General features: G+C 53.6%; 13 protein-coding genes and 3 pseudogenes. 7 read left to right on the top strand and 9 right to left on the bottom strand.

Annotated features, from left to right (window positions below):
* Window positions 1–284 precede the first annotated feature (284 nt).
* A complete protein-coding gene (locus AU509_RS04915; RefSeq protein WP_162896340.1) occupies window positions 285–1,214 on the top strand; it encodes a LysR family transcriptional regulator in 930 nt (309 codons plus the stop codon).
* A 118-nt stretch (window positions 1,215–1,332) separates the two neighbouring features.
* On the opposite strand, the pseudogene AU509_RS04910 reads toward AU509_RS04915, so the two are convergent.
* From AU509_RS04910 to AU509_RS04875, 8 genes and pseudogenes are all read right to left on the bottom strand, one after another.
* Window positions 1,333–1,980, bottom strand: a pseudogene (locus tag AU509_RS04910) (HAD family hydrolase); the annotation flags it as partial.
* A gap of 120 nt (window positions 1,981–2,100) precedes the next feature.
* Window positions 2,101–3,012 (bottom strand): tagatose-bisphosphate aldolase, encoded by a 912-nt coding sequence (locus tag AU509_RS04905; protein ID WP_085653612.1) that lies wholly within the window; start codon window positions 3,010–3,012, stop codon window positions 2,101–2,103.
* A 3-nt stretch (window positions 3,013–3,015) separates the two neighbouring features.
* Window positions 3,016–3,585: an AAA family ATPase gene (locus tag AU509_RS04900; protein WP_094117790.1), complete on the bottom strand. Its 570-nt coding sequence runs from the start codon at window positions 3,583–3,585 to the stop codon at window positions 3,016–3,018.
* A pseudogene (locus tag AU509_RS04895) lies at window positions 3,582–4,018 on the bottom strand (PTS sugar transporter subunit IIA). Before AU509_RS04895 ends, AU509_RS04900 begins: the two are co-directional and overlap by 4 nt.
* 6 nt (window positions 4,019–4,024) lie before the next feature.
* A complete protein-coding gene (locus AU509_RS04890; protein WP_085653615.1) occupies window positions 4,025–4,303 on the bottom strand; it encodes a hypothetical protein in 279 nt (92 codons plus the stop codon).
* A 45-nt stretch (window positions 4,304–4,348) separates the two neighbouring features.
* Window positions 4,349–5,686 (bottom strand): PTS sugar transporter subunit IIC, encoded by a 1,338-nt coding sequence (locus AU509_RS04885; RefSeq protein ID WP_094117789.1) that lies wholly within the window; start codon window positions 5,684–5,686, stop codon window positions 4,349–4,351.
* 14 nt (window positions 5,687–5,700) lie between these two features.
* Window positions 5,701–5,991, bottom strand: coding sequence for a PTS sugar transporter subunit IIB (locus AU509_RS04880; RefSeq protein WP_026738698.1), 291 nt, complete (start codon window positions 5,989–5,991; stop codon window positions 5,701–5,703).
* A gap of 9 nt (window positions 5,992–6,000) precedes the next feature.
* Window positions 6,001–6,981 (bottom strand): 6-phosphofructokinase, encoded by a 981-nt coding sequence (locus tag AU509_RS04875; protein ID WP_085653617.1) that lies wholly within the window; start codon window positions 6,979–6,981, stop codon window positions 6,001–6,003.
* Window positions 6,982–7,570: 589 nt separating this feature from the next.
* Here AU509_RS04875 and AU509_RS04870 point away from each other — a divergent pair.
* The 5 genes from AU509_RS04870 (at window position 7,571) to AU509_RS04855 (ending at window position 20,524) form a co-directional block, all read left to right on the top strand.
* Window positions 7,571–9,211 carry a ShlB/FhaC/HecB family hemolysin secretion/activation protein gene (locus AU509_RS04870; RefSeq protein WP_244201043.1) on the top strand — a complete coding sequence of 547 codons (1,641 nt, stop codon included), beginning with the start codon at window positions 7,571–7,573 and terminating at the stop codon, window positions 9,209–9,211.
* A 72-nt stretch (window positions 9,212–9,283) separates the two neighbouring features.
* Window positions 9,284–10,864 (top strand): two-partner secretion domain-containing protein, encoded by a 1,581-nt coding sequence (locus AU509_RS19025; RefSeq protein WP_409359747.1) that lies wholly within the window; start codon window positions 9,284–9,286, stop codon window positions 10,862–10,864.
* Complete coding sequence (locus AU509_RS04865) at window positions 10,789–19,326, top strand: hemagglutinin repeat-containing protein (protein ID WP_409359746.1); 8,538 nt, start codon at window positions 10,789–10,791, stop codon at window positions 19,324–19,326. Before AU509_RS19025 ends, AU509_RS04865 begins: the two co-directional genes overlap by 76 nt.
* Entirely contained in the window at window positions 19,326–20,042 is a 717-nt protein-coding gene (locus AU509_RS04860) for a hypothetical protein (RefSeq protein WP_094117787.1), read from the top strand. Before AU509_RS04865 ends, AU509_RS04860 begins: the two co-directional genes overlap by 1 nt.
* Window positions 20,039–20,524, top strand: coding sequence for a hypothetical protein (locus tag AU509_RS04855; protein WP_094117786.1), 486 nt, complete (start codon window positions 20,039–20,041; stop codon window positions 20,522–20,524). Before AU509_RS04860 ends, AU509_RS04855 begins: the two co-directional genes overlap by 4 nt.
* 47 nt (window positions 20,525–20,571) lie before the next feature.
* Here the strand turns inward: AU509_RS04855 and AU509_RS04850 are convergent.
* Window positions 20,572–20,782 (bottom strand): annotated as a pseudogene (locus AU509_RS04850) (SymE family type I addiction module toxin).
* Between the two features lie 212 nt (window positions 20,783–20,994).
* Here AU509_RS04850 and AU509_RS04845 point away from each other — a divergent pair.
* Window positions 20,995–21,387, top strand: a complete 393-nt coding sequence (locus AU509_RS04845) for a VENN motif pre-toxin domain-containing protein (RefSeq protein WP_244201025.1) — start codon at window positions 20,995–20,997, stop codon at window positions 21,385–21,387.
* Window positions 21,388–21,394 lie beyond the last annotated feature (7 nt).

The raw sequence follows: 21,394 nt of genomic DNA, 5'->3' as shown, positions 1-21,394 counted from the left end.
GAAATGATTTGTCATAGTGTGATAGGGTCGATGAAAGCTAACAATGATTTTTTATATCGTAGATGTGGCTTTAGAGAAAAGGGAAAATAGTTTTCGGAATATGATTCTTTATCATGATGGGGAAGGAGACAAGGTAATCACTGACGAATTAGAGATTTATCTCTTAAGTGACTTTTATGAATTTTTATTGTTGTAGTTTCAGTGCGTTTGAAATAAATTTTTCGTGCAATCGTCCCCCTGTGCTTGGGATGAACTCTTTTTGTATAACACGGTGGTATAAGACTATGGATTGGTTGAAAACCCCTCCGCTATACGCTTTGAAGGCCTTCGAATCAGCCGCCAGGTATCAATCATTTACCTTGGCGGCTGACGAACTGTCCATAAGTCAAAGCGCGGTCAGTAAGCATGTTCAAACGATCGAATACTTTTTTGGTCGTCGATTATTTGAACGCAATGGGCCCAAAGTGGTTCTTACTTCTGATGGACTCGGTTTTGCCAGAGAAGTTCATGAAGCGTTTAATTCGCTATGTCATGCTTGTGAGCAATTTTCGAGTACCGAAGAAATTTTAAAAGTCAGTGCGCCAGTGACCTTTTCACTCCGCTACTTTATAGCCGTATTAAGGAAATTGGATTTGGATAAAAACTATCCTCGAATTGTGCTGGATAGCCATAGGTTCGGGGATGATTTCATCGATGTTAAAGATTTAAAAAGAGAGGGTTTTGACGGAATAGTTCAATATTTATATCGCGAGGAACGTTCCGATAAGCATGAGACGACTTTATTACTGGATGAGTGGGTGGTTCCAGTTTGCGCCGCAGGTCTATTAACGCCGCATATCGGAAAACCAAAGATGGACATCGAGTTGTTAGGCTACACAACAACAGATGAAAAACTGTCGTTATGGAACGAAAAAGTCCCCGAAGATATTCATCTTACGGCTATAAAGCGTCAAGATTTTAATTCGATGGATTTGGCGATAAGTGCCGCACTTCAAGGGTTAGGGGTCGCCATCGTTGATATTAACATGGTGAAAAAAGAGCTTAAAAACGGCACATTAGTCCTTCCCTTTAATTATGCGGTCAAAACGGGCGCGGGCTACTATTTTTCCTGGCTAAGAAATAATTTGAAATCTGATAAATTAATTGCGCTTAATCAGTTCCTAAAAAAGGAAATATTGGAGGAACGATTAGCGTTTATTCACTACATCGATTGATATTGATCGTGTCGTCAGCCTAATAGCCATGTCGCCCAGTTTCTTCAAGGGCCAACGGGAGCGTTCCTTATCCCGTGGGGAAACGAGACGTTTATCTCGTAAAGCGCGTTATATGTCCCTAAAGGCGGCCGTGGCGCTTTGTTGAACAATGCTCGAAACGGCGTATCTCCGCAATCAGTTGCGGCATGGCGTCGATCACCCGATCGGCGCCAGCGTCGAACAGCCGTGTTCGGTGGCTCGGAGTAGTATGCGCACCGCCGGTAAACCCCACCACAAACATCCCCGCTTTTTTCGCCGCCGTTACGCCGTGGACGGAATCCTCAATGACGAGCGTATGTGACGGTGCAATATTCATGACTTGAGCGGCATGCAGAAAAATATCAGGCCAGGGTTTGCCGCGTCCCGGCCCCACATCGACCGCGGAGAAAATATGCGGCGTGAAAAGCGACTTTAAGTCGACTTTCGTTAGCATAAAATCCAGCTGTTCCGCACTTGAATTGGAGCAGATACAGCGGGGAAGGGCGATCTGGGATAGGGTCTCCCGCACGCCAGCAATACTGACCAATCTGTCGGCGAAAGCATTCATCAGCAATGGATGGAATGCCTGACGAAAATGGGGCGCGATAGTGACGCCTTTGTCCGTGCGGATCTGATCGATCAGTTCATCCCAGGCCAGCCCGCTGTAACGATGTGTAAACTCATCACGCCCAATATCCACCCCCTGCTCATTCAGCAAAGAGACCGTCAGCTCAATACCGATAATCTCCGAGTCGACGAGACGCCGTCACAGTCGAAAATAATCAATGGCATTCTGTCTTTCATGATTTCTTCTCCAAAAAGCGGCCGAACACCGTTCTCGGCGTCGGCCAGCCGTTGAAAATGGCGATCAGGCGCTAATGCGCTGCGGCCGATATTTCACCAGCAGCCGCTGGATGTCCCGTAAACGGGGCACGGCGATGGTCGTCAATTTTTCGCGAGTGACGCTGCGGTCGAGAGAGATACAGTCTTTCCAGAGTGAACGACCCGCGATTACGCCGGACGCGCCATTGCGCAGCGCAACGTCGACCTGTTGCAGGAACGTTTCGTGGTCGACGCCGGCGGACAAGACGGCCCAAGGAACGTCTCCGCATATCTCTGTGACGGCGGCGCAGGCTTCTTCTGTCCCCGGATAAGGGATTTTCAGCACCTTTGAACCACAGTCGATACAGGCGCGACAGCCTTCCTGGATCAGTTGAGGAATCTTGCGCTGGTACGCTTCCTTGCTTTCATTTTCCAGCGGGTAGGTGAGGAATTCGACGACCAAAAACAGGTCTTCGCGAGCGAAATCGGCGATGACGTGGCGGAGTGTCGCCAGATTGGCGGTGTTGGCCTCCGGCGTGTCCATACGCAGATAGATCATGATTTTTCCGCCGGTCGCTCCCAGTTCGCGGACTTTCCGGGCGGTGATGCCGTCCACCATTTTTGAAATGCGATAGCCTTCCGGTGAGGTGTCCCAGCCGGAGGCGTCGAGGCCGATCAGCAGGCCCGTATTGCGTGGCACGACGCCTTCATCGATGATGCCGGGAACGGCGCAGAGCGGATCGACCAGTACGCAGCCCGCCTCCGAAGCCAGATATTGCGTAATGTCGTATTTGGTTTTGCCCAGCGTCTCATTGGTGATGTTCGCCTGTTCTTCCGGCGTATCGGCTAATAGCGTTCTCATTCCGCCGCGCTGATCGCAGGCGACCACCATCATGGCGCCAGTGTTATCGCAAATCATTTGGTAACCACGACGTTCTGCTGTTGTCATTTTGTTCATGGATTAATTCCTCGTAGGAGATAAGAAGTAGGGTTCAGGATGGTTAAGGCGCTCGTCGACCCAGGAAATGAGACGTTCTGTCTCGATGTCTTCATCCTGATCCACGGTGAATACCGGGCCGAACGCCATGGGCTGCGCCTTTTCGGCTAATGCGGTTAATTCGGGGATATATTCTTCGCCGGGGTGTCCTTTTACGCGGCAGTGACAGCGCTGCGAATAACGCGCCGCCACTCGTGCGGGGGAAATTTGATTCCATATTTCCATGACGGATTCGCAGCCGCACAAAGAAAGGTATTCGGCTAAAACAGATTTATCCCGAAATCCAAACCAGGCATCTAAAATAAATACCGTATTCGATGGCGAACCTTTTACGATATTAAACATCGCCGCATAAGCGGAATAACCCAGTTGGCGATTCAGTGGCCTGTCAATTCTGTCGGCAAATTGCACCATGAAGGGTTCTTTAATTTCATCGATGCTTAAGACTGGTAAATTGAAAAAGTCGGCAATCTGGTTGGCAACATGACTTTTTCCTGATGCCGGTATGCCATTAACCAAAATCAGTGTTTTCATAGTAATCCAAGTATTTCATCGACGGTGGTGGCGTGTCTGATGCGGCTTAATGTGTCCTCGTGATCCAAAAGGCCGACAATAGAGGCGATGCCTTCCGTAATATGAGAGTCTCCATTCACTCCGCCAAACATCACGATAATATCGACCGGTTCGCTGCCGTTAATTGATATGGGCGTCGCGAGCGTCATCATACTGAAACAGTCTCTAATGACGCCGCATTCCGGTCTGGCATGTGGGATGGCGATACCTTCATCAAAAACATAATAGGCACCATATTCCAACGTATTATCGATGACCGCTTTAGGGTATTCCGCGGTGACAAAGCCACCCTTAATTAATGGCTTTGCGGCTTTTTCGATAATCTCCTGCCAGGCGTCAACGTTGACGCGACCTGAATATAGGGATTTTGAGCAAGAAATAATTTAATCGTCATATGGCCTCATATATTTTTACGGATCGTATTTCTTAACTCATCCATTCTCATGAAAATATCGTCAACCCGATGTCGATATGGCTTATAGGCTGAGAAGATTTTCACCGCCTGGGTATATTTCACCATCAGCTGTTTTTGAATTCCGGTATCCGCGGGGTTGTTCTGTAGTCCGGATTCCAGCCGGGTGATTTCCGCCTGCAAACTTTCCGCTTCTTCGCTGTTTTCATTTACCGGTCTCTCCGGCGTCTTTTCTGACTGAAAGAGATGCTTTAATTTCGCGAACATAGTTCCTCCTCACATCGTGATGGGATAACCCGCGTATTTAACCGCTTACTTGCCCAGTTTTCGGTTCGCCAGCCAGACGATGATGATGACGAAGGCGATGAAGCCGATGACGAACGGCCAGTCATGCTGGAAGGCATGCCCGAGCACCAGGCCGGTACTGATGACGTCTGAATCGCTGAACGTCACGCCTTTGAAGCCGAAGGTTTCAAGCAGCGGCACCAATATCGCCGGTAGAAAGGTAATGAACAGACCGTGAACCACGCCGCCGATAATCGCGCCTTTTCTGCCGCCCATGGCGTTACCGAAGACCCCGGCGGCGCCGCCTGCGAAAAAGTTGGTCAGCAGGCCGGGCAGGATCATGGCGAGCCCGAACAGTGGGAAGACCAGCATCCCAATAATCGACCCGACGGTGGTGGCCAGGAAGCCGACGATGACGGCATTGGGGGCGTAGGGGAATAGCACCGGGCAGTCGAGCGCGGGTTTGGCGTTAGGCACTAACCGCATGGCGATGCCGCGGAAGGCGGGCACCAGCTCATTCAGCAACAGGCGGACGCCGCTGTAGAGGACGAAAACCCCGGCCACGAACTGCATGGACTGCATAAACGAATACATGATGTAGTTGGTTTCGCCCGCGAACTGCGCGATATACGCCGACCCGGCAAAGATGGCCGGAATGAGGTACATCGGCACCATGATGACGGCCATCGACAGGTAGGTGTCTTGCAGGAACTTGAAGTTATCGGGCAATTCCAGATCTTCCGTGGAGCGCGAGTTTTTACCGATCGCCCGCGCCACCGCGGCCTGAACGAGGTAGCCGATAGTGCAGAAGTGCCCGAGCGCGACGTCGTCCGAGTCTGTAATCTTGCGTACGATCGGTTGGGCGATGGCGGGCATCAGCACGGCCATAATGCCGCCGAAAATCCCGCCGGTCAGAATCAACGTTGCGCCCGTCAGCCCCGCTTTGTAGCCAATGACGGTGCCGATCGTCGCCATCCAGAGCAACGCCTGCCCGGTGAGGAAGATATATTTGAATGGCGTGATCCGCGCAATCAGGATGTTGACGGCGAAAATCACCAGCAGCGTGAGCGCGACTTCGGAGCCCAGCTCACGGTTAGCGACGCCGGCAATGGCCGCGACATCCGTGATATAGCCCTGCATACCGAATCCGTGGGTGAAAATATCGTTGAGGAACGTCAGGGCGGCTACAATAATATTGATACCCGCCATCATGATCAGAAACCCCAGCAAGGTTTTAAACGTACCCTCCACGGTTTTACCGATGGATTTTTTTTGCAGAATAAGACCGATCATCGCGATTAACGCAATTAATATCGAAGCCTGGCCTAAAAAATCAGTCACAATAAAATGAATAATAGCGTCCACAGGTCACCTCATTTTTAGATAGATTTCAGATATGCGAGGATTTTTTCTTCAATTTCTTTTTTGTCGGTGAGTTTGTTTAATATGATGACTTTCTTCTTATCCTCTTCGCTGGCATCTGAAGTTAAAATGTCCGCGAACATTTTTTGGGTAAGAATAATGTCGTATTTGTAGGATGATGCTTCCGATACCGTGGTGTGATCGATATTCGCATCAATGGCGAGTTTTTGTAATACGGACTTGGCGCTCATTTCAATAGCGAAACTGGAACCGAGACCGCAGCCACATACGCAGAGTACATTCAGCATAATATTACCTCAGATAAGGTGATTTATTTTAGCGAGCTTGTAGAGATAACTATCTTCGTCCACCAATCGTTTTTTAATGTTTTCAAGATCTATCGGTATGGCTTTATTGTTATTGTTGATGACAACAATTTTATTGGTCAGGCCGCTGTGAATACATCTGACGACCTCTTCTGCGAGAATAGCGCCCTGAATGATCTCCTCTCCCGTCGGCGTGCCATTCCTTAAACCGTATCCCAGAATCGTTTTTCGAATTCGTATTCCTACCTTGTGTTCTATTTTTCCAATCATGGTATCAATCGCCCCCTGAAATCCGGGGGTATACTCTTTGGTATATCCTTCAGAACATAAAATAATGACGCTGTTCTGAATTTTGATTTTTTGCTTTATCGTTTCCGCCAGTACATTAATATCCCAAAGGGACTCTGGAATAAGCGCAATGTCCGCATTACTTTTTAACGCCGCCTGCAATGTCAGTTCGCCGCAGTAGCCGCCGAGCAGTTCGATAATGAATATGCGTCCCGGCAGGCCTCGCCCGGTATTCCGCAATTTGGCGACTTCACTAATGACCTGTTCGCAGGCGGTGGAAAATCCGATGGTGTAACTGTCACCGTCGATATCGTTATCTATCGTCATTCCCACGCCGTAGCAGCAGATGCCGTAGCGGCTCAATGTCTTCAAAAACTGAAAAGAACCATCGCCGCCGCCCATAATCAGACAATCCAGTTTTTTATGGCGAATGTTCTTTGCGATTTTCTCGTAGTCGGATTTCCGGCACTTATCCTCTTTTCGTCCTGACGCCACCAGCGGTACTGACGAGAGGGACAGATCGATCAGATCGCGACGCGCGATGTCTTTGCAGCGATTTTCGATCAGCCCATTAATTCCGCCGTCGTAAATGACCATGTCAGATTCGGTCATCCGGTTGATCTGGAATAGAAAATTATTCATACCGCTGACATCGCCGCCGCTTAGTACCAATCCTATTCTCATGGTTGACCTCGGATGAATATTCCTCAGTGACTGTGGGATCGATAGTAGAGACGGGGGGATTAATTTTTTTGGAGCATGTCACACTTATGCAACATTTCACTCGGGTGGCGAGGCTTGACAGGCTGTTTTAGCCTCTGATTTTGTGATGGATGTCACGCTATTTTGACTCAAGCCTTTTAATGACGACGAGTAATTATTTGTTTTACATATGTTTTGTTTATAGAACGTTTGACGAACAGGCGAGGCGGTTTTGCTCAGAAAATCGGATGCTGCTTTTGTGATTTTCTTCACATTAGTTTGGTGGAAAGCGAGAGGCGAGTTCTGAGGGGAAGGGCTGCGTTGAGGGGAATCAGAAGATCTTACTGATTTTCAGGGGGATAAAAAAAACACCATCGGGTATTGACTGTATGACGCACATAATATGCTTGCTTTTAATACCGCCGAATGAATAATACGTCGAAATTTACACAATCTTACGATTAATGGATGAAATCTTTTCATTAAAGGGATTTTTCTGATGTGTTTTTCTTATTCAAAGTCAATCTCCCCAGTGTTAGCTGCAACGGTGCTTGCCTATGCTTCCTCGGTGATGGCGGCAGGCATCACCGAGGCGCCCATGCAAGGGACCGCCGCTATTGATGCTCGCGAGCAGCTCCGCCAGCAAGAGCGAGAGCGTGCGCTGCGAGAGCAGAACACCCCGCAGGCAGATGTCCGTCTTAGCATGCCTGACGCCGTGTTACCGGGCTACCCGGCACACGAAACTCCCTGTTTTGCCATTAATCACATCGCGTTACAGGGTGAATCTTCCGAACAGTTCCAGTGGGCGTTGGCGTCTGCCGATGACGCCAAAGGCCGTTGTCTTGGTAGTCAGGGGATCATGCTTGCCATCAACAAAGTGCAGAATGCCATTCTTGCTGAAGGTTACGTCACCACCCGAGTGATGGCGCAGGAGCAGGACTTAACCCAAGGGACTCTGACACTGACCCTTCAGCCGGGTCACATCGGCGATATTCGTTTCGGTCAACCGACGTCGTGGCGTGGGCGGTTATGGAATGCCATCCCGGCATCGCGCGGCGATATTCTCAATTTGCGGGATGTCGAGCAAGGACTGGAAAACTTCAAGCGCGTCCCCAGTGCCAGTGCAGATATTCAGATTGTGCCAGGAGAGAAGGAGGGCTCCAGTGATTTGTTGGTCAATTGGCAAGGGAAGCGTCCGATTCGTCTGAGTCTTGGGCTGGATGACAGCGGTTCTGAAAGTACAGGCCGTTATCTGGGAAACGCCACGCTCGCTATCGATGCGCCTTTCGCACAAAACGATTTGTTTTACGCCAATATGGGTAGGGACATGTTTGCTCAGGGGCCGTACGGCAATCGCTCGCATACGCTGAATTACTTCTTCCCGGTGGGCTACTGGGCGTTTTCAGCGAACTATAGCGACTATACCTACCATCAAAATATTCCCAATGCGAATGAAGTGCTGAGCTATAACGGAAAAAGCGACAACGTCGTCGCGACCGTTTCACGATTGCTCTTCCGCAATCAGTCACATAAAACCACGCTCAACCTGCGGACCTACCGCAAACACGCCACAAACGCCGTCAATGGCGTTGAGATTGAACAGCAGCGCCGTCGCACCGCGGGCTGGGAGCTGGGCGTCAATCAGCGCAGTTATTTCGGCGATACCACGGTCGACGCCAATGTCAGCTGGCGTCGTGGGACGGGCGCGTATGGCGCGACGCCTGCGCCTGAAGAGAAAACGCATAGCGGCAGTGCGCGGACAGGATTGCTGCTGGGCGACGTGAGTATCAATCAACCGTTCTCCTTTATCGATCAGCCTCTGCGTTACTACACCAGCGTGCGCGGACAGTGGAGCGCGAACGCCTTAACCCCGCAGGAACGTCTGGCTATCGCCGGGCGTTACACGGTGCGCGGCTTTGATGGCGAGCAGATGCTGTCTGGTGAGCGGGGGATTGTCTGGCGTAACGAATTAGGCTGGAACATCGGTTCTCGGGGACATGAACTCTATCTGGCGCTGGATTATGGGCGCGTGGGCGGTCCCGGCGCTCGCGATCTGGTCGGGCATCAGTTGGCTGGCTCGGCCGTGGGGATCCGCGGCGCCCTTTGGCAGCATATCAGCTATGACCTTTTCGCGGGCGTACCGCTCGTGAAGCCAGACGCTTTCCACACATCAGGCGCGACGGCGGGCTTCAGCATCAACGTTGAAATGTGATCCTCGCTATCAGGTTCGCTGCCATTTTTTTGTTGTTATTCCAGGGATTAACCTTTTTCACGGAAGGAAGTCATGAACAAGCATTGTTACCGTCTTATTTTTAGCCGTACGCACGGCGAGTTACGCGTTGTTTCTGAACTGGCGCGCAGTTGCAGCAGCGAGCCGGGTCAGACCCGCGGTCCGGGCTCCGCGCGTCTGTGGGTGACGGTTCGTCGTGCGGTATGGATGCTGGGGCTGGCGTTGTTCGCCGGTCCGACGCTGGCGGCGGGCATTGTGGCGGATAACGGTGCGGCGGCGGGTCAACGACCTGACGTCATCGCCACGCAGAATGGTCTTCCTCAGGTTAATATCACCGCGCCGAATCAGGCCGGGATTTCCCACAACCAGTACAGCCAGTTCGATGTCGATCAAAAAGGGGCGATTCTCAATAACTCGTCGGCAATGACCTCTACCCAGATGGCGGGGATGATTCAGGGCAACCCCAACCTGAATGGCGGTAGCGCGCCCGCCAAAGTCATCCTGAATGAAGTCAGTAGCACCAATCCCAGCCAGCTTCGCGGCTATATGGAAGTCGCGGGAGGACGCGCTCAGGTCATCGTGGCTAACCCCGCAGGGATCGTCTGCGACGGTTGTGGGACGATCAACGCGGGGCGCATGACCCTGACGACCGGTAAACCCCAACTCAATGCGGATGGCAGCCTGGCCGGTTATCAGGTTGAGCGCGGCGTTGTGCGTATTGAAGGCGGCGGGCTGAATGGCGATTCCCGGCATGATACGGAATATGTCGATGTTCTGGCCCGTGCGTTCGAGGTGAATGCGGGCGTCTGGGCCAAAGAGAAAATCAACGTTGTCGCCGGTCGCAACCGTGTCAGCGCAGACGGTGGAACCGTCGAGCCTTCTGCGGCGTCGGACGAGGCTAAACCCGAGCTGGCTATCGATATGGGCCAGATGGGGGGCATGTACAGCGGCCAGATTCATATGATCGGCACGGAAGCGGGCGTCGGCGTCCGCAATCAGGGCGGTCAACTGCAGGCAGGAAAAACGCTGACCGTCAGCAGTGAAGGCCGATTGGTCTGGCAGCCTGCTCAGCAGGACGCGGTGACGCAGGCGGGAGAGTCCATCAGCCTCACGGCCAACAACGATATTGAGCACGACGGCAAATTACACAGCGGCGGCACGCTGAATGTTCAGAGCCGCGCGGGCTCGATTAAACAGTCCGGTACGCTGGCGGCGGCCGGAGATGTTCAGCTTTCTGCTGCCGGGGGAATTGAAAATACCGGGCACCTGCTGGCAGGGAGTGATGCCAACAGTACGTTGGTCAATGATGCCGATCTCACGCTGACCAGCCAGGGCGACGTGCGCAGCAGCGGTAGCCTGTTGAGTCAGAAAAATGTCGCGTTGACCGGAAAGCGCGTCGATATCAGTCAGGCGCAGCTTGCCGCCAAGCGTGCGACGGTTACCGCACAAAGTGGCGGCGTCGGATTGCAGCAAGCCAAAGTCGACAGCCAGCAGTTCACTATTGATACCTCGGGAGATATTGATGCCCGGCAGGCGCAGGTCAAGGTGGGACCTGGGCGGTGGACGGCAACAATATGTCCAACCAGCAGGCGGTCTGGGTACAGGCTGATACCGGAGAAAGCCGATTTAAGTTAAACGGAGCACTTGATAATACTGGCGGTAACATTGAGGCGAACAACCTAAGCCTCTTTGCCGGCACGCTCGATAACCAAAGTGGCCGACTGGTGTCATTAGACACTCAGGCACGGGCGTGGGGTGTCGAAGGATTGCTGAATAATAGCGACGGGGTGCTGGGCAGCAATGGCGATCTGACGCTCAATGTCGGGGCGCTGAAGAATCAGGCTGGATCGCTTAAAAGCCAATCGGCGCTGCATATCGACAGCGCGGGCGATGTCGATAACGACCACGGCACGCTGCTGGCGAGCCAGGATCTCAGCCTGTCGGCAGGACATATCGATAACGACGCTGGGGTTCTTGGCGGCGAACAGTTACAGCTCACGGCCCAACGTTTGAATAACAACCTTGGGCGGGTTATCAGTCAGCAGAATCTGCAACTGACCGCGCAGCAGGGGCTCGATAACCAGCAGGGCTTTATTGGGGCCGGGCAGGATCTGAATATTCAGACCGAGGGTGACTGGAACAACGAGGGCGGTACCGCGCAAAGCGAAACGTTGCTGAGTGCGACGGCCAATAACCTGAACAACGGGAGCGGCAAGCTTCTTTCCGGCGATCGTCTATCGTTGGACGCCGCAGGCGCAGTCAACAATCAGGCGGGGGAAATCAGCGCGACGACGCTTAACGTCGACGCGGCGAGTCTGTCGAATGAAAAAGGGTCGGTGATAGGCCAGCGCTCGCTGGCGGTGAATGCGGCGCAGGCGTTGAATAATACGCAGGGACTGCTGTCCTCAGGTGAGAAACTGGTTCTTCATACCGACGGTCTGTTGACCAATCGGGGCGGGGAAGCCAGCGCGGCCGGGCTGGACGTCACGGCCAAACAGCTCGATAACGCGCAGGGCAAGGTTATCGCGGGCCAAAATCTGAATTTGCAGGTACAGGGCGGATTGGATAATAGCGCCGGACTGCTTGAAGCCGCCGATAAGCTTGAAGTTCAGACCGAAGGCGACTGGAACAATCAGGGCGGGATCGCGCAAGGCGGCAGCCGAGTGGTCGCCACGGCCCGCAATCTCGATAACACCGAGGGGCGGCTTCAGTCAGGCGGCGGGTTATCACTGAACACGACGGCCGATGTCACCAACCAGGCGGGGATGTTGACCGCTCAGGGCGACCTCAACTGGCAGGGAGCGTCGACCAGCTTATTGAACAACGACGGCGGCTCACTGCAAAGTAGCGGCGATCTGGCGCTAAACGGCGGACGGGTAACTAACCGTCAGCAGGGCGTGGTGCTGGGGCAGCAAGCGCTTTCCTTCGATTTGTCATCAGACTGGGATAATCAGGGCGGTCAGTTAACCAGTCAGGGATCTACCGTGGCGCGCGCCGCTAATCTGTACAACGCGCAGGGAGCGGTCAACGCGTTGGGCAGTTTGGACATGCAACTGACGGAGACGCTGGATAACGGCAGCGGACGCATTTTCAGTCAATCCTCTCAAACGCTGGCGGCACAAGACATCCTGAACGATCAGGGGTGGATGGGTAGTCAGGGGGAATGGCGCGCCAATGCCGCTCGTTTCGACAATACGCAAGGCAGCGTACAGACGCAGCAGAATGCACAGCTGACGGCAGCGGCGTTGACTAACCATCAGGGGACATTGCAGTCAGCCTCAGACATGGCCTTAAGGGTGGCGGGCGATATCGATAACCGTGCGGGTAAGGTCAGCGCGCAGAATCAGCTGAATGTGCGGGGCAATACGGCGGACGAGAGCACCGGCGCTGTGAATAATGCGGGCGGTCACTGGCTGGCAGGCGAAGGCTTCAGTCTGGCGGCGCAAAAGCTGGATAACACGCAGGGCGGTGTGCTGTATAGCCAGAAGCAGCTTGATCTCAATGTGGGAACACAGCTCGATAATCAGCAAGGCAAGCTGCAAAGCGGTGAAACGCTGACGCTGAATGCGCAATCCCTTCAAAACGATGGCGGCACATTAGACAGTCAGCAACAGCTGGTGCTGAACGCGTCGGGAGAGCTCAGCAATCAGGGCGGAGCACTGCGCAGCAACGGCGATCAGCGCATTACCGCCCAACATCTGAACAACCAGAACGGGGTCGTCAGCAGCCAAGGCGGACTGACGGTCAATGCGCCGCTGTTGGACAACGCGGGCGGAACGCTCATCAGCCAGGGCGCGGGGACATACCGCGTCGATACGCTGAATAACCAGCAGGGTAAAGTCCACAGCGGCAATGCGCTGACGTTGACCGCCAATCAGGTCAATAACTCTGCGGGACAGCTGGTTTCCACGCAAGACTTTACGCTCAACGCCCCACAGCTGAACAATAGCGGACAAGGCACCATCAGCAGTCAGGGCGCGCTGGATATTCAAAGTGACACGGTGAATAACCGCGATGGCGGGCTGATCCTGGGGACAACGCGTACAGGGGTGACCGCGCGTGAAGCGGATAACACGGCCGGTCGCCTGCAAAGCGCCGGGGCGCTGACGCTGATGGGACTCACCCAGTTAGATAACAGTCAGGGGCGGGTTATCGCGAACGGGCCGCTCAGCATTAACGCGATCGGCAACCGTCTGTCGCGCTCGGCGTCGGCGCTGTCGGTTTTGAACCCAAGCGGTGTGATGCAGAGCGGGGCATCGATGGTTCTCGATGCCTTGTCACTGAACAATCAGGGCGGTACGTTGCAGAGCCAGCAGGCGTTAAGCCTCAGCGTACAGCAGGACTATACCCAGCGTGCAGGCGACACGTTAAGCAGCAACGGCGCGCTTACGTTCTCCGTTGGTGGCGTTTTAACCAATTTGACGGACTGGCTGCTTCCCGGCGATCTGACCCTCAACAGCACCCACTTTAATAACCAAGGCGCTCTGGTCGGCAAGTCACTGCAGATCATGACCGGGCAATTGACCAACCGTGGACGGATTGAAGCGGACGCGATGACGCTTGATTTCGACACGTTGGATAACCCGAATGCGGTGATGGGCGATAACGTGACCCTGCGCGGCCGCGTCATTGATAACTACGGTTCGGGGGCGGTGCTGGCGGCGACTCAGTCGCTTAATCTACGCGGTAATGAACGTCTGACTAACCGCGATGGCGCGCTGATTTTCAGCGGCGGCAGCTTACAGTTGGGCAGTAACGATCTTATCGAGAACCGGGCCAGCGCGATCGAGGCGGATGGCGATGTGACGATTGATGCTCAGCGGTTAACCAATGAGCGCGTGGGGCTGAGCATTGAGCGCGATGCGGAGTCCAGTAATTACAAATGGCAGCGCTATAACTATTTCTGGCGTTCCTACGACTTAACGGTCAATCCCGACAAGAACACCGTCGCGCCCGTCACACAGTCGCTGTCTTATCAAAATGACGCGGAGGCACAAAGCAACCCTTACGGCACCATTCTGGCGATTGACGCGGCTGGAAAGCGTGCGCAGGTCCGCGTGAAAAACACCTCTGGAACGTTAACGGACATGTGGGTCAATTACCTTGCCCTGCAGCCGAACACGGATGGCAGCTATGCCATGACGTTTTATCAAACCACGGGGTTCTGGCAGCGCGCGGTGCCGACGCCTTACCAAAATACCGTGTGGCGTGAATTCAACCGAGGCCGCCTGGAGCAGTGGGATCCGGAAAAGCACATCGATATTTACAGCGCGCCGAACGTGACGGACTACAACAACCTGCGTGAGCGCACGGTGACCGGCTCGCTCACGCGTGACAGACTGATTGCGGAAGGGACCGGCGCCCGGATTCTGGCGGGCGGCGACATGTCGCTGCGCATCAACGGCACCTTGCTCAATGACGCCAGCGTGATTACTGCAAATGGCAATCTGGGCATTGAAGGGAGTGGGAATGTTGATAACCGGGGATACTCCGTCAACGAACATCGCACCGAGGTCATCGCCGACCACTACGACAGAGACACGCGGCACTGGTATCCCACCACGAACTACGATGCCACCACGGCGCTCACGACGATCGACGGCATCATTTCCGGTCATGGAGAGGTCGCGATCACCGCAGCGAACATCACCAATACCACCGTGAATCAGGCGCAGATCAGCAGCGTGGAAGCAGCGCTAAAAGCGGCCGAGGCGGAAAGGGCCGAGTGGGAACGTAACCCGCTGGCGTTTAGCGTTGAGGGTGTCGACGGGCAGCAGGCTAACGTGGCGCTTGATCCTGGCGGCAAGGCGACCGCCGGTAGTCCGTCTTCATTGGGCCGACCGTTACTTCCTGCCGAGCAGGCGCTAACGGCCATGCAACACGTCGGCAGCGTCGCTACGTCGATTCCGGACAATGGTCTGTTCCGTCAGAATCCGGCGACGGGCAGCCCTTATCTGGTGGTCACCGACGAACGTTTCACTAGCCGCACGCAGTTTATCAGCAGTGATTATCTGCTTTCGCAGGTCGGGTACGACCCTTCAACGATCCACAAGCGTTTGGGCGACGGATTCTATGAGCAGCGCTTGGTGCGCGATCAGGTTCTGAGCCTGACAGGACGTCAGTCCGTTCAGGGTGAAGACGCGATGGCGCAGTACCAAAACCTGATGAACAACGGCGTCAAAGTGGCGGAGGACTTTCATCTGGTCACCGGCGTGGCGCTGACGCCGGAACAGATTGCGTCGCTGCAGCAAGATATTGTCTGGATGGTTGACGAGACGGTGGAGACGGCTGCTGGTCCGCAAACCGTTCTGGTGCCTAAGGTTTACCTCGCTCAATCTACGCTGCGCCTGACGGGCGATGGCGCACTGATTGCCGGTGGAGAGCTACAGCTCTCCGCAGACAGCATCACGAATGCGGGCAATCTGTTTGCCGATAAAGCGCTAAGCATTGATGCCGGGCAATTCCTGCATCAGGGCGGTGATATCAAGGCGGACAGCATTAATGTTCAGGCGGACAGCCTGACCCTGAGCACGAATCTTCAGGACGCCTTGCGTCAGGCCACCATGAGCGCCAGCGACATCAGCCTCAGCGGCAACGATATTCACTTGCAGGGCGCCAAGCTGGATGCGACGAATAACCTTAGTCTGAGCGCCCGCGATAATCTGGATATCAGCGCGGCGAAAAGCAGCTTCAAGTCTGATGGATTGCAGGTCATTTCCGGCGCGATGGGCAATCGAACCAGCGACGGGATGGAAGAAGCCGGTGAGCGCATGGCGACCCTCAGCGGGGAGTGGCAACAGGCTCTGGGCAGCGAGCTGAAAGCCGGGGGAAATCTGGTGCTCAACGCCGGGCAAGACATTACACTGCGCGGCAGCCAAGCCAGCGCGGGAGGCCAGCTGGGCGTGCAAGCCGGCGGCGATATCAATTTGCTGGCGGACAAATCCACCAACACCACGCACCTCGAGGCCAACAGCAGCACGTCGTCAGTGAGCAACAGTCGTGAGGAAGATCGTCTGCTGCTCAGCTCATTGAGCGGCGCCAAGGGCGTCACCTTGGTCGCAGGTCAGGATCTGCTTGCAGAAGGCGCTCAGGTCGACAGTACGGAAGGTCGGGTCCGCGTCGGCGCGGATAACGTGACGATTAAAGAGGCCCATCAGTTAACGAACGCCTTCGATAGCGAAAACAAAAAGGACGGACGGACGCAAAGCCAGCGCACGATTGACAGCGCCAGCGATGTCGTCGTCGGCAGCACCTTGAGTGGTCAGGATGGCGTCACCGCCATTGCGCGCGAGGGCGACCTCTCCGTCACCGGCAGTACGCTGCACAGCGAACTCGGCGAGATTGCGCTACAGGCCAAAAACGATGTGGTGATAAACAGCGCAACCGAAAAAGAGTCTGAACATCTTGAAGAGCGTTCTCAGAAAAAAGGCTTTTTGAACAAGAGCGCCAGCTCCACGGTACAGGATGATAGCTTCACGACGGAGCGAGGCTCGCTACTGAGCGGCAACAGCATCAGCGTGAATGCGGGAAATGATTTGTCCGTCAGCGGCTCGGCGATTGCCGCCGACCAAGATGTTGCACTGCAGGCGGGACATAACGTGGATATCTCTGCCGCCACGGAAACCGAGTCTCATTATCTGCTGGAAGAAAAGACCAAGAGCGGTTTGATGAGCGGCGGCGGCATCGGCTTTACCGTCGGTAAGCAGTCGACCCGCCACGAGGTTGACGAAAAAGGAACGTTACAGAATCAGAGCTTCAGCACGGTGGGCAGTAGTCAGGGGAACGTGAGCATTACCGCGGGCGATAAACTGCATATCGGCGGGGCCGATCTGGTGGCAGGCAAAGACCTCAGTCTGAGCGGCGACAGCGTTGATATCGACTCTGGCCGCGACGACGTCAATCGCGATGAAACGTTCGAATCCAAACAAAGCGGCTTTACGTTAGCGTTATCCGGAACGGTAGGTAGTGCGCTGAACACGGCGGTAAGCACAGCACAGAAATCGAGACAGGAAAGCGATAGTCGACTCAGCGCACTGCAGGGCACGAAAGCGGCATTGAGCGGTGTCCAGGCAGCACAGGCCTGGGATCACGATAATGCGATTACTGAATCTGCCAATGCGCAAAACGCCGCGGCAGGCGTGTCTTCGGACGATCCTAAAGCCGCACAGGGTTCTACCAATACTATCGGCGTGACCTTGTCTTACGGTAGCCAGTCGTCGAAAAGCGAAACGCATAGCGAAAGCAGTCAGGCGCAGGGCAGTACGCTTAACGCAGGTCGTAATCTCTCGATCACGGCGACAGGCAAGAACAACGGTGAGGGGAGTGGCGACATCACCATCGCCGGCAGTCAGTTAAAGGCGGCGGGTGATATGACGCTGGATGCTGCCAGAGATATCAATCTGTTGTCAGCCCAGAACACGGAGAAAACCGTCAGTAAGAACAGTAGTCAGGGCGGCAGTGTCGGCGTAGGCATCGGCGTTGGTTCTGGGGGATATGGCATCACCGTTTCCGCCAGCGTGAATAGCAGCAAAGGTCATGAAAATGGCAACGGACTGTCGCACAACGAAACTACGCTGGATGCGGGTAGCGGTATTAATCTCACCAGCGGACGCGATACAACCCTGAAGGGCGCGCAGGTCAATGGCGAAACGATCACGGCGGATGTCGGCCGTAACCTGACGCTTACGAGCGAGCAGGATAGCAACAGCTATGACGCCAAGCAGCAGAGCGTGAGCGCGGGCGCCAGCTTCACCTTTGGCTCAATGACGGGCTCGGGCAGCATCAACATGTCCAGAGACAAGGTGAACAGCAACTTTGACTCGGTGAAAGAGCAGACTGGGCTGTTTGCCGGGCAGGGGGGTTATAACATTACGGTCGGCAACCATACCCAGCTTGATGGCTCCGTGATAGCGAGCACGGCGGACAAGGACAAGAACCTGCTGGATACGGGGACGCTGGGCTGGAGCGACATCCATAATCAGGCTGAATACGAGTCCGAGCACCAGAGCGCAGGTTTTAGCAGCGGCGGACCGATAGGCGCGAATCTGATGAGTAACATGAGCGCGTTGCCGATAAGCGGAGAAGACAGCAGTGGCCATGCAGAAGGAACGACAAAAGCGGCGGTGAGCGAAGGGGGACTGATCATCCGCCATCAGGCTGGTCAGTCACAGGATGTGTCTCAGCTGAATCACGATGCAGAAAACGCGAATGCGGGTGCCATCGACCCGATTTTCAACAAGGAAAAAGAGCAGAAACGACTTCAGCAGGCGCAGCTGGTGAGCGATATCGGCAATCAGGCGCTGGATATTTACAATACGTATGAATCGACCAAAGCGACGCATTCTGCAACAGACAGCAGTGTGCGAACTGGAGTGAACGCGGTAGTTAGTGCGTTGCAGGCCTTGGCGGGGGGAGATATCAAAGCGGCGCTGGCGAAGGGAGCAGCGCCATATCTGGCGGGGATTGTGAAGGAAATCACCACGGATAATGCGGATTACAGCACGCTGACGGAAACGCAAAAGCTGAACAACCTGATGGCACATGCGATACTGGGAGGCGTGATAGCGGAGCTGAGCGGTGGTAATAGCACTGCGGGGGCCGTCGGTGCGGCGACAGGCGAGTTGGCGGCCCCGGCGATAGCATTAGCGTTGTACGGGACATCGGACAGCAGTGAGTTATCGACACAACAGAAAGACAACCTGAGCGCATTGGCGACGCTGGCCTCGGGGATTGCGGCGGGGGTAAGCAGCGATAGCACCGCGGGTGCAGTGACGGGCGCGCAGGCGGGTAAGAATGCGGTGGAGAATAACTATCTGAGTGTATCTGAGAAATCAGAGCTTGAGATAGCGAAGCAAAAACTCCGTAACAGCAAAGACCCGGCAGAGCGGGAGCAGGCCGAGAAAGATATTGCCCGGTTAACCGAACTGGATATTTCAAGGGACGGCTCTGTGCTTGCGGCATGTGGTAATGGTGCTGCCGGGAGTGCCGCCTGTGCAGCGTCCAGAGTTGAGGCTTATCAGTTTAAAGCTGAGTACGAAAACACCGGCAACTATAACTCCAGAGCCAGCCAGCAGTATGCCGACGCTACGGCAAGATAGTGAACCTGCTGAATATCACCAGTGTCGATGCGCAGAATCAGCAGCAGGTGAAGGATGCGATGGTGAACTACGCCATGCAGCAGCTAGGCGTGGACAAGGCGACAGCAGAGCAGTATGTCTCGACTTATGACGGGATGAAGATTGTTGCTGCTTCGATGACGCCTGTAATAGGTTCTGCTGCGGCCAGTAAGATAGAGGCTCTGGCTGCTAAACAACGGTTGTCTAATAGTTTTGAGGTTAGCTCACTTCCAGATGCTAATGGGAAAAATCACATCACTGCTGTAAAAGGTGATGCGAAAATACCTGTCGATAAGATTGAACTATATATGCGTGGAAAAGCTTCTGGTGACCTTGAGTCTTTGCAAAAAGAATATAATTCTTTAAAAGATGTAAAAATTAGCAGCCAAAAAGAATTTGCAAAAGACCCAAATAATGCGAAAAAGATGGAAACGCTAGAAAAACAAATCCATAATATTGAGCGCTCTCAAGATATGGCTCGTGTATTAGATCAAGCAGGTATAGTGAATACTGTTAGTAATAACAGCATGATAATGGATAAGTTATTGGACTCTGCGCAGGGTGCTACGTCTGCAAATAGACAAACATCTGTTGTTGTATCAGGATCTAACGGTAACGTAAGGGTTTATGCTACATGGACAATATTACCTGATGGCACGAAAAGACTTTCAACTGTTAATACGGGAGCATTCAAATGATAAAGGTGAATAGTACCGAAAAAAATATTGAAGGTTTGGAAAACTACTTGACTAATGGCTATGTAGAGCCTGATTCCTTTAATGATCCAGAGGATGATGCATTAGAGTGTCTCAGTGATTTATTCGTTAAAGACCAGGAGTGTTGTCTGTTTTTTTGTAAAAAAATAATTAATTCAAATAATATTGATGGTGTTTTTATCAAAGGTTCGGCACTAAATTTTTTATTGTTGTCAGAGCAGTGGTCTTACGCCTTTGAGTATTTAAAAGGTAATGCATACAATATAACTATTGCAGAGCTTGGAAAAGCGATGTTCTATTTTTACTGTGCAAAAAATGAGACAGATCCTTATCCCGTACCAGAAGGTTTATTCAAAAAGCTAATGGACAGATATGAGGAATTAAAAGATGATCCCAATGCGAAATTCTATCATCTTCATGAAGCGTACAATGATTTTTCAAAAGCTTACTCGCTGAGTAATTAGAAAAATCCCGCCCTTGTTGGCGGGATTTTACTTTATACGTCAGCTTGTTATCTTTTATCATCCAGTCGGATAATCAACTGTCCGGGTCCGGTGATCACCTCGATCTTCTGGCCGGTGGTAAATCCCAGCGGCTCCAGCCAGCGTCCCTTGAGGGTCAGTTGCGGCAGCGGGTTGGGTCTGCCGCCGTTGGGACAATAGCCAACAATGCTTTTGTGGGCTTGGGGGGGAGGGTTCTGACTGATGATGTGCATCAGCCATAGTAACTATACTCTTTAGTTGCCTGTGGTGAGCGTCGGCAGTGAGGTGAGAACTCATTGCTGGCGCGTTAAAAATCATGTCCTTTTATTAACCGTTCGTTCCTGCCTTTTTTGCCAGAGTCATCACGGCGCCGAGCATCTCTGATACCGGCTTTTTCTTGCAGCTAGGTAACTGGCTAATAACCCGAATCGGCCGTTCCAGTGGCGGTTAAGGTGAAGGAAATCTCCACGGATAACACGGATTACAGCACGCTGACGGAAACGCAGAAGCTGAACAACCTGATGGCACATGCGATACTGGGAGGCGTGATAGCGGAGCTGAGCGGTGGCAATGGCACTGCGGGAACCATAGGCGCGGCGACAGGCGAGTTGGCGGCTCCTGCGATAGCTTTGGTATTGTACGGCACATCGGACAGTAAAGAGCTGACGTCGCAACAGAAAGACAACCTGAGCGCATTGGCGACGCTGGCGTCAGGGATTGCGGCGGGGGTGAGTAGCGACAGCACAGCGGGTGCAGTGACGGGTGGCAGGCCGGTAGACCCTTTTATCATCGCCGTCGGGAGCGATTTTATGAGCGCGCCCTGCAAGGTCGGGCGCTTCAATTAGGGTCATC

Origin of the sequence: Lonsdalea britannica (assembly GCF_002111595.1) — a bacterium.
Taxonomy (GTDB): Bacteria; Pseudomonadota; Gammaproteobacteria; order Enterobacterales; family Enterobacteriaceae; genus Lonsdalea; species Lonsdalea britannica.
This window is presented reverse-complemented; position numbering and strand designations above follow the sequence as displayed.

Coding starts and splice junctions, on each gene's coding strand:
- AU509_RS04915 (WP_162896340.1), top strand. CDS start 285: ATGGATTGGTTGAAAACCCCTCCGCTATACGCTTTGAAGGCCTTCGAA.
- AU509_RS04905 (WP_085653612.1), bottom strand. CDS start 3,012: ATGAACAAAATGACAACAGCAGAACGTCGTGGTTACCAAATGATTTGC.
- AU509_RS04900 (WP_094117790.1), bottom strand. CDS start 3,585: ATGAAAACACTGATTTTGGTTAATGGCATACCGGCATCAGGAAAAAGT.
- AU509_RS04890 (WP_085653615.1), bottom strand. CDS start 4,303: ATGTTCGCGAAATTAAAGCATCTCTTTCAGTCAGAAAAGACGCCGGAG.
- AU509_RS04880 (WP_026738698.1), bottom strand. CDS start 5,991: ATGCTGAATGTACTCTGCGTATGTGGCTGCGGTCTCGGTTCCAGTTTC.
- AU509_RS04875 (WP_085653617.1), bottom strand. CDS start 6,981: ATGAGAATAGGATTGGTACTAAGCGGCGGCGATGTCAGCGGTATGAAT.
- AU509_RS04870 (WP_244201043.1), top strand. CDS start 7,571: ATGGCGGCAGGCATCACCGAGGCGCCCATGCAAGGGACCGCCGCTATT.
- AU509_RS19025 (WP_409359747.1), top strand. CDS start 9,284: ATGAACAAGCATTGTTACCGTCTTATTTTTAGCCGTACGCACGGCGAG.
- AU509_RS04855 (WP_094117786.1), top strand. CDS start 20,039: ATGATAAAGGTGAATAGTACCGAAAAAAATATTGAAGGTTTGGAAAAC.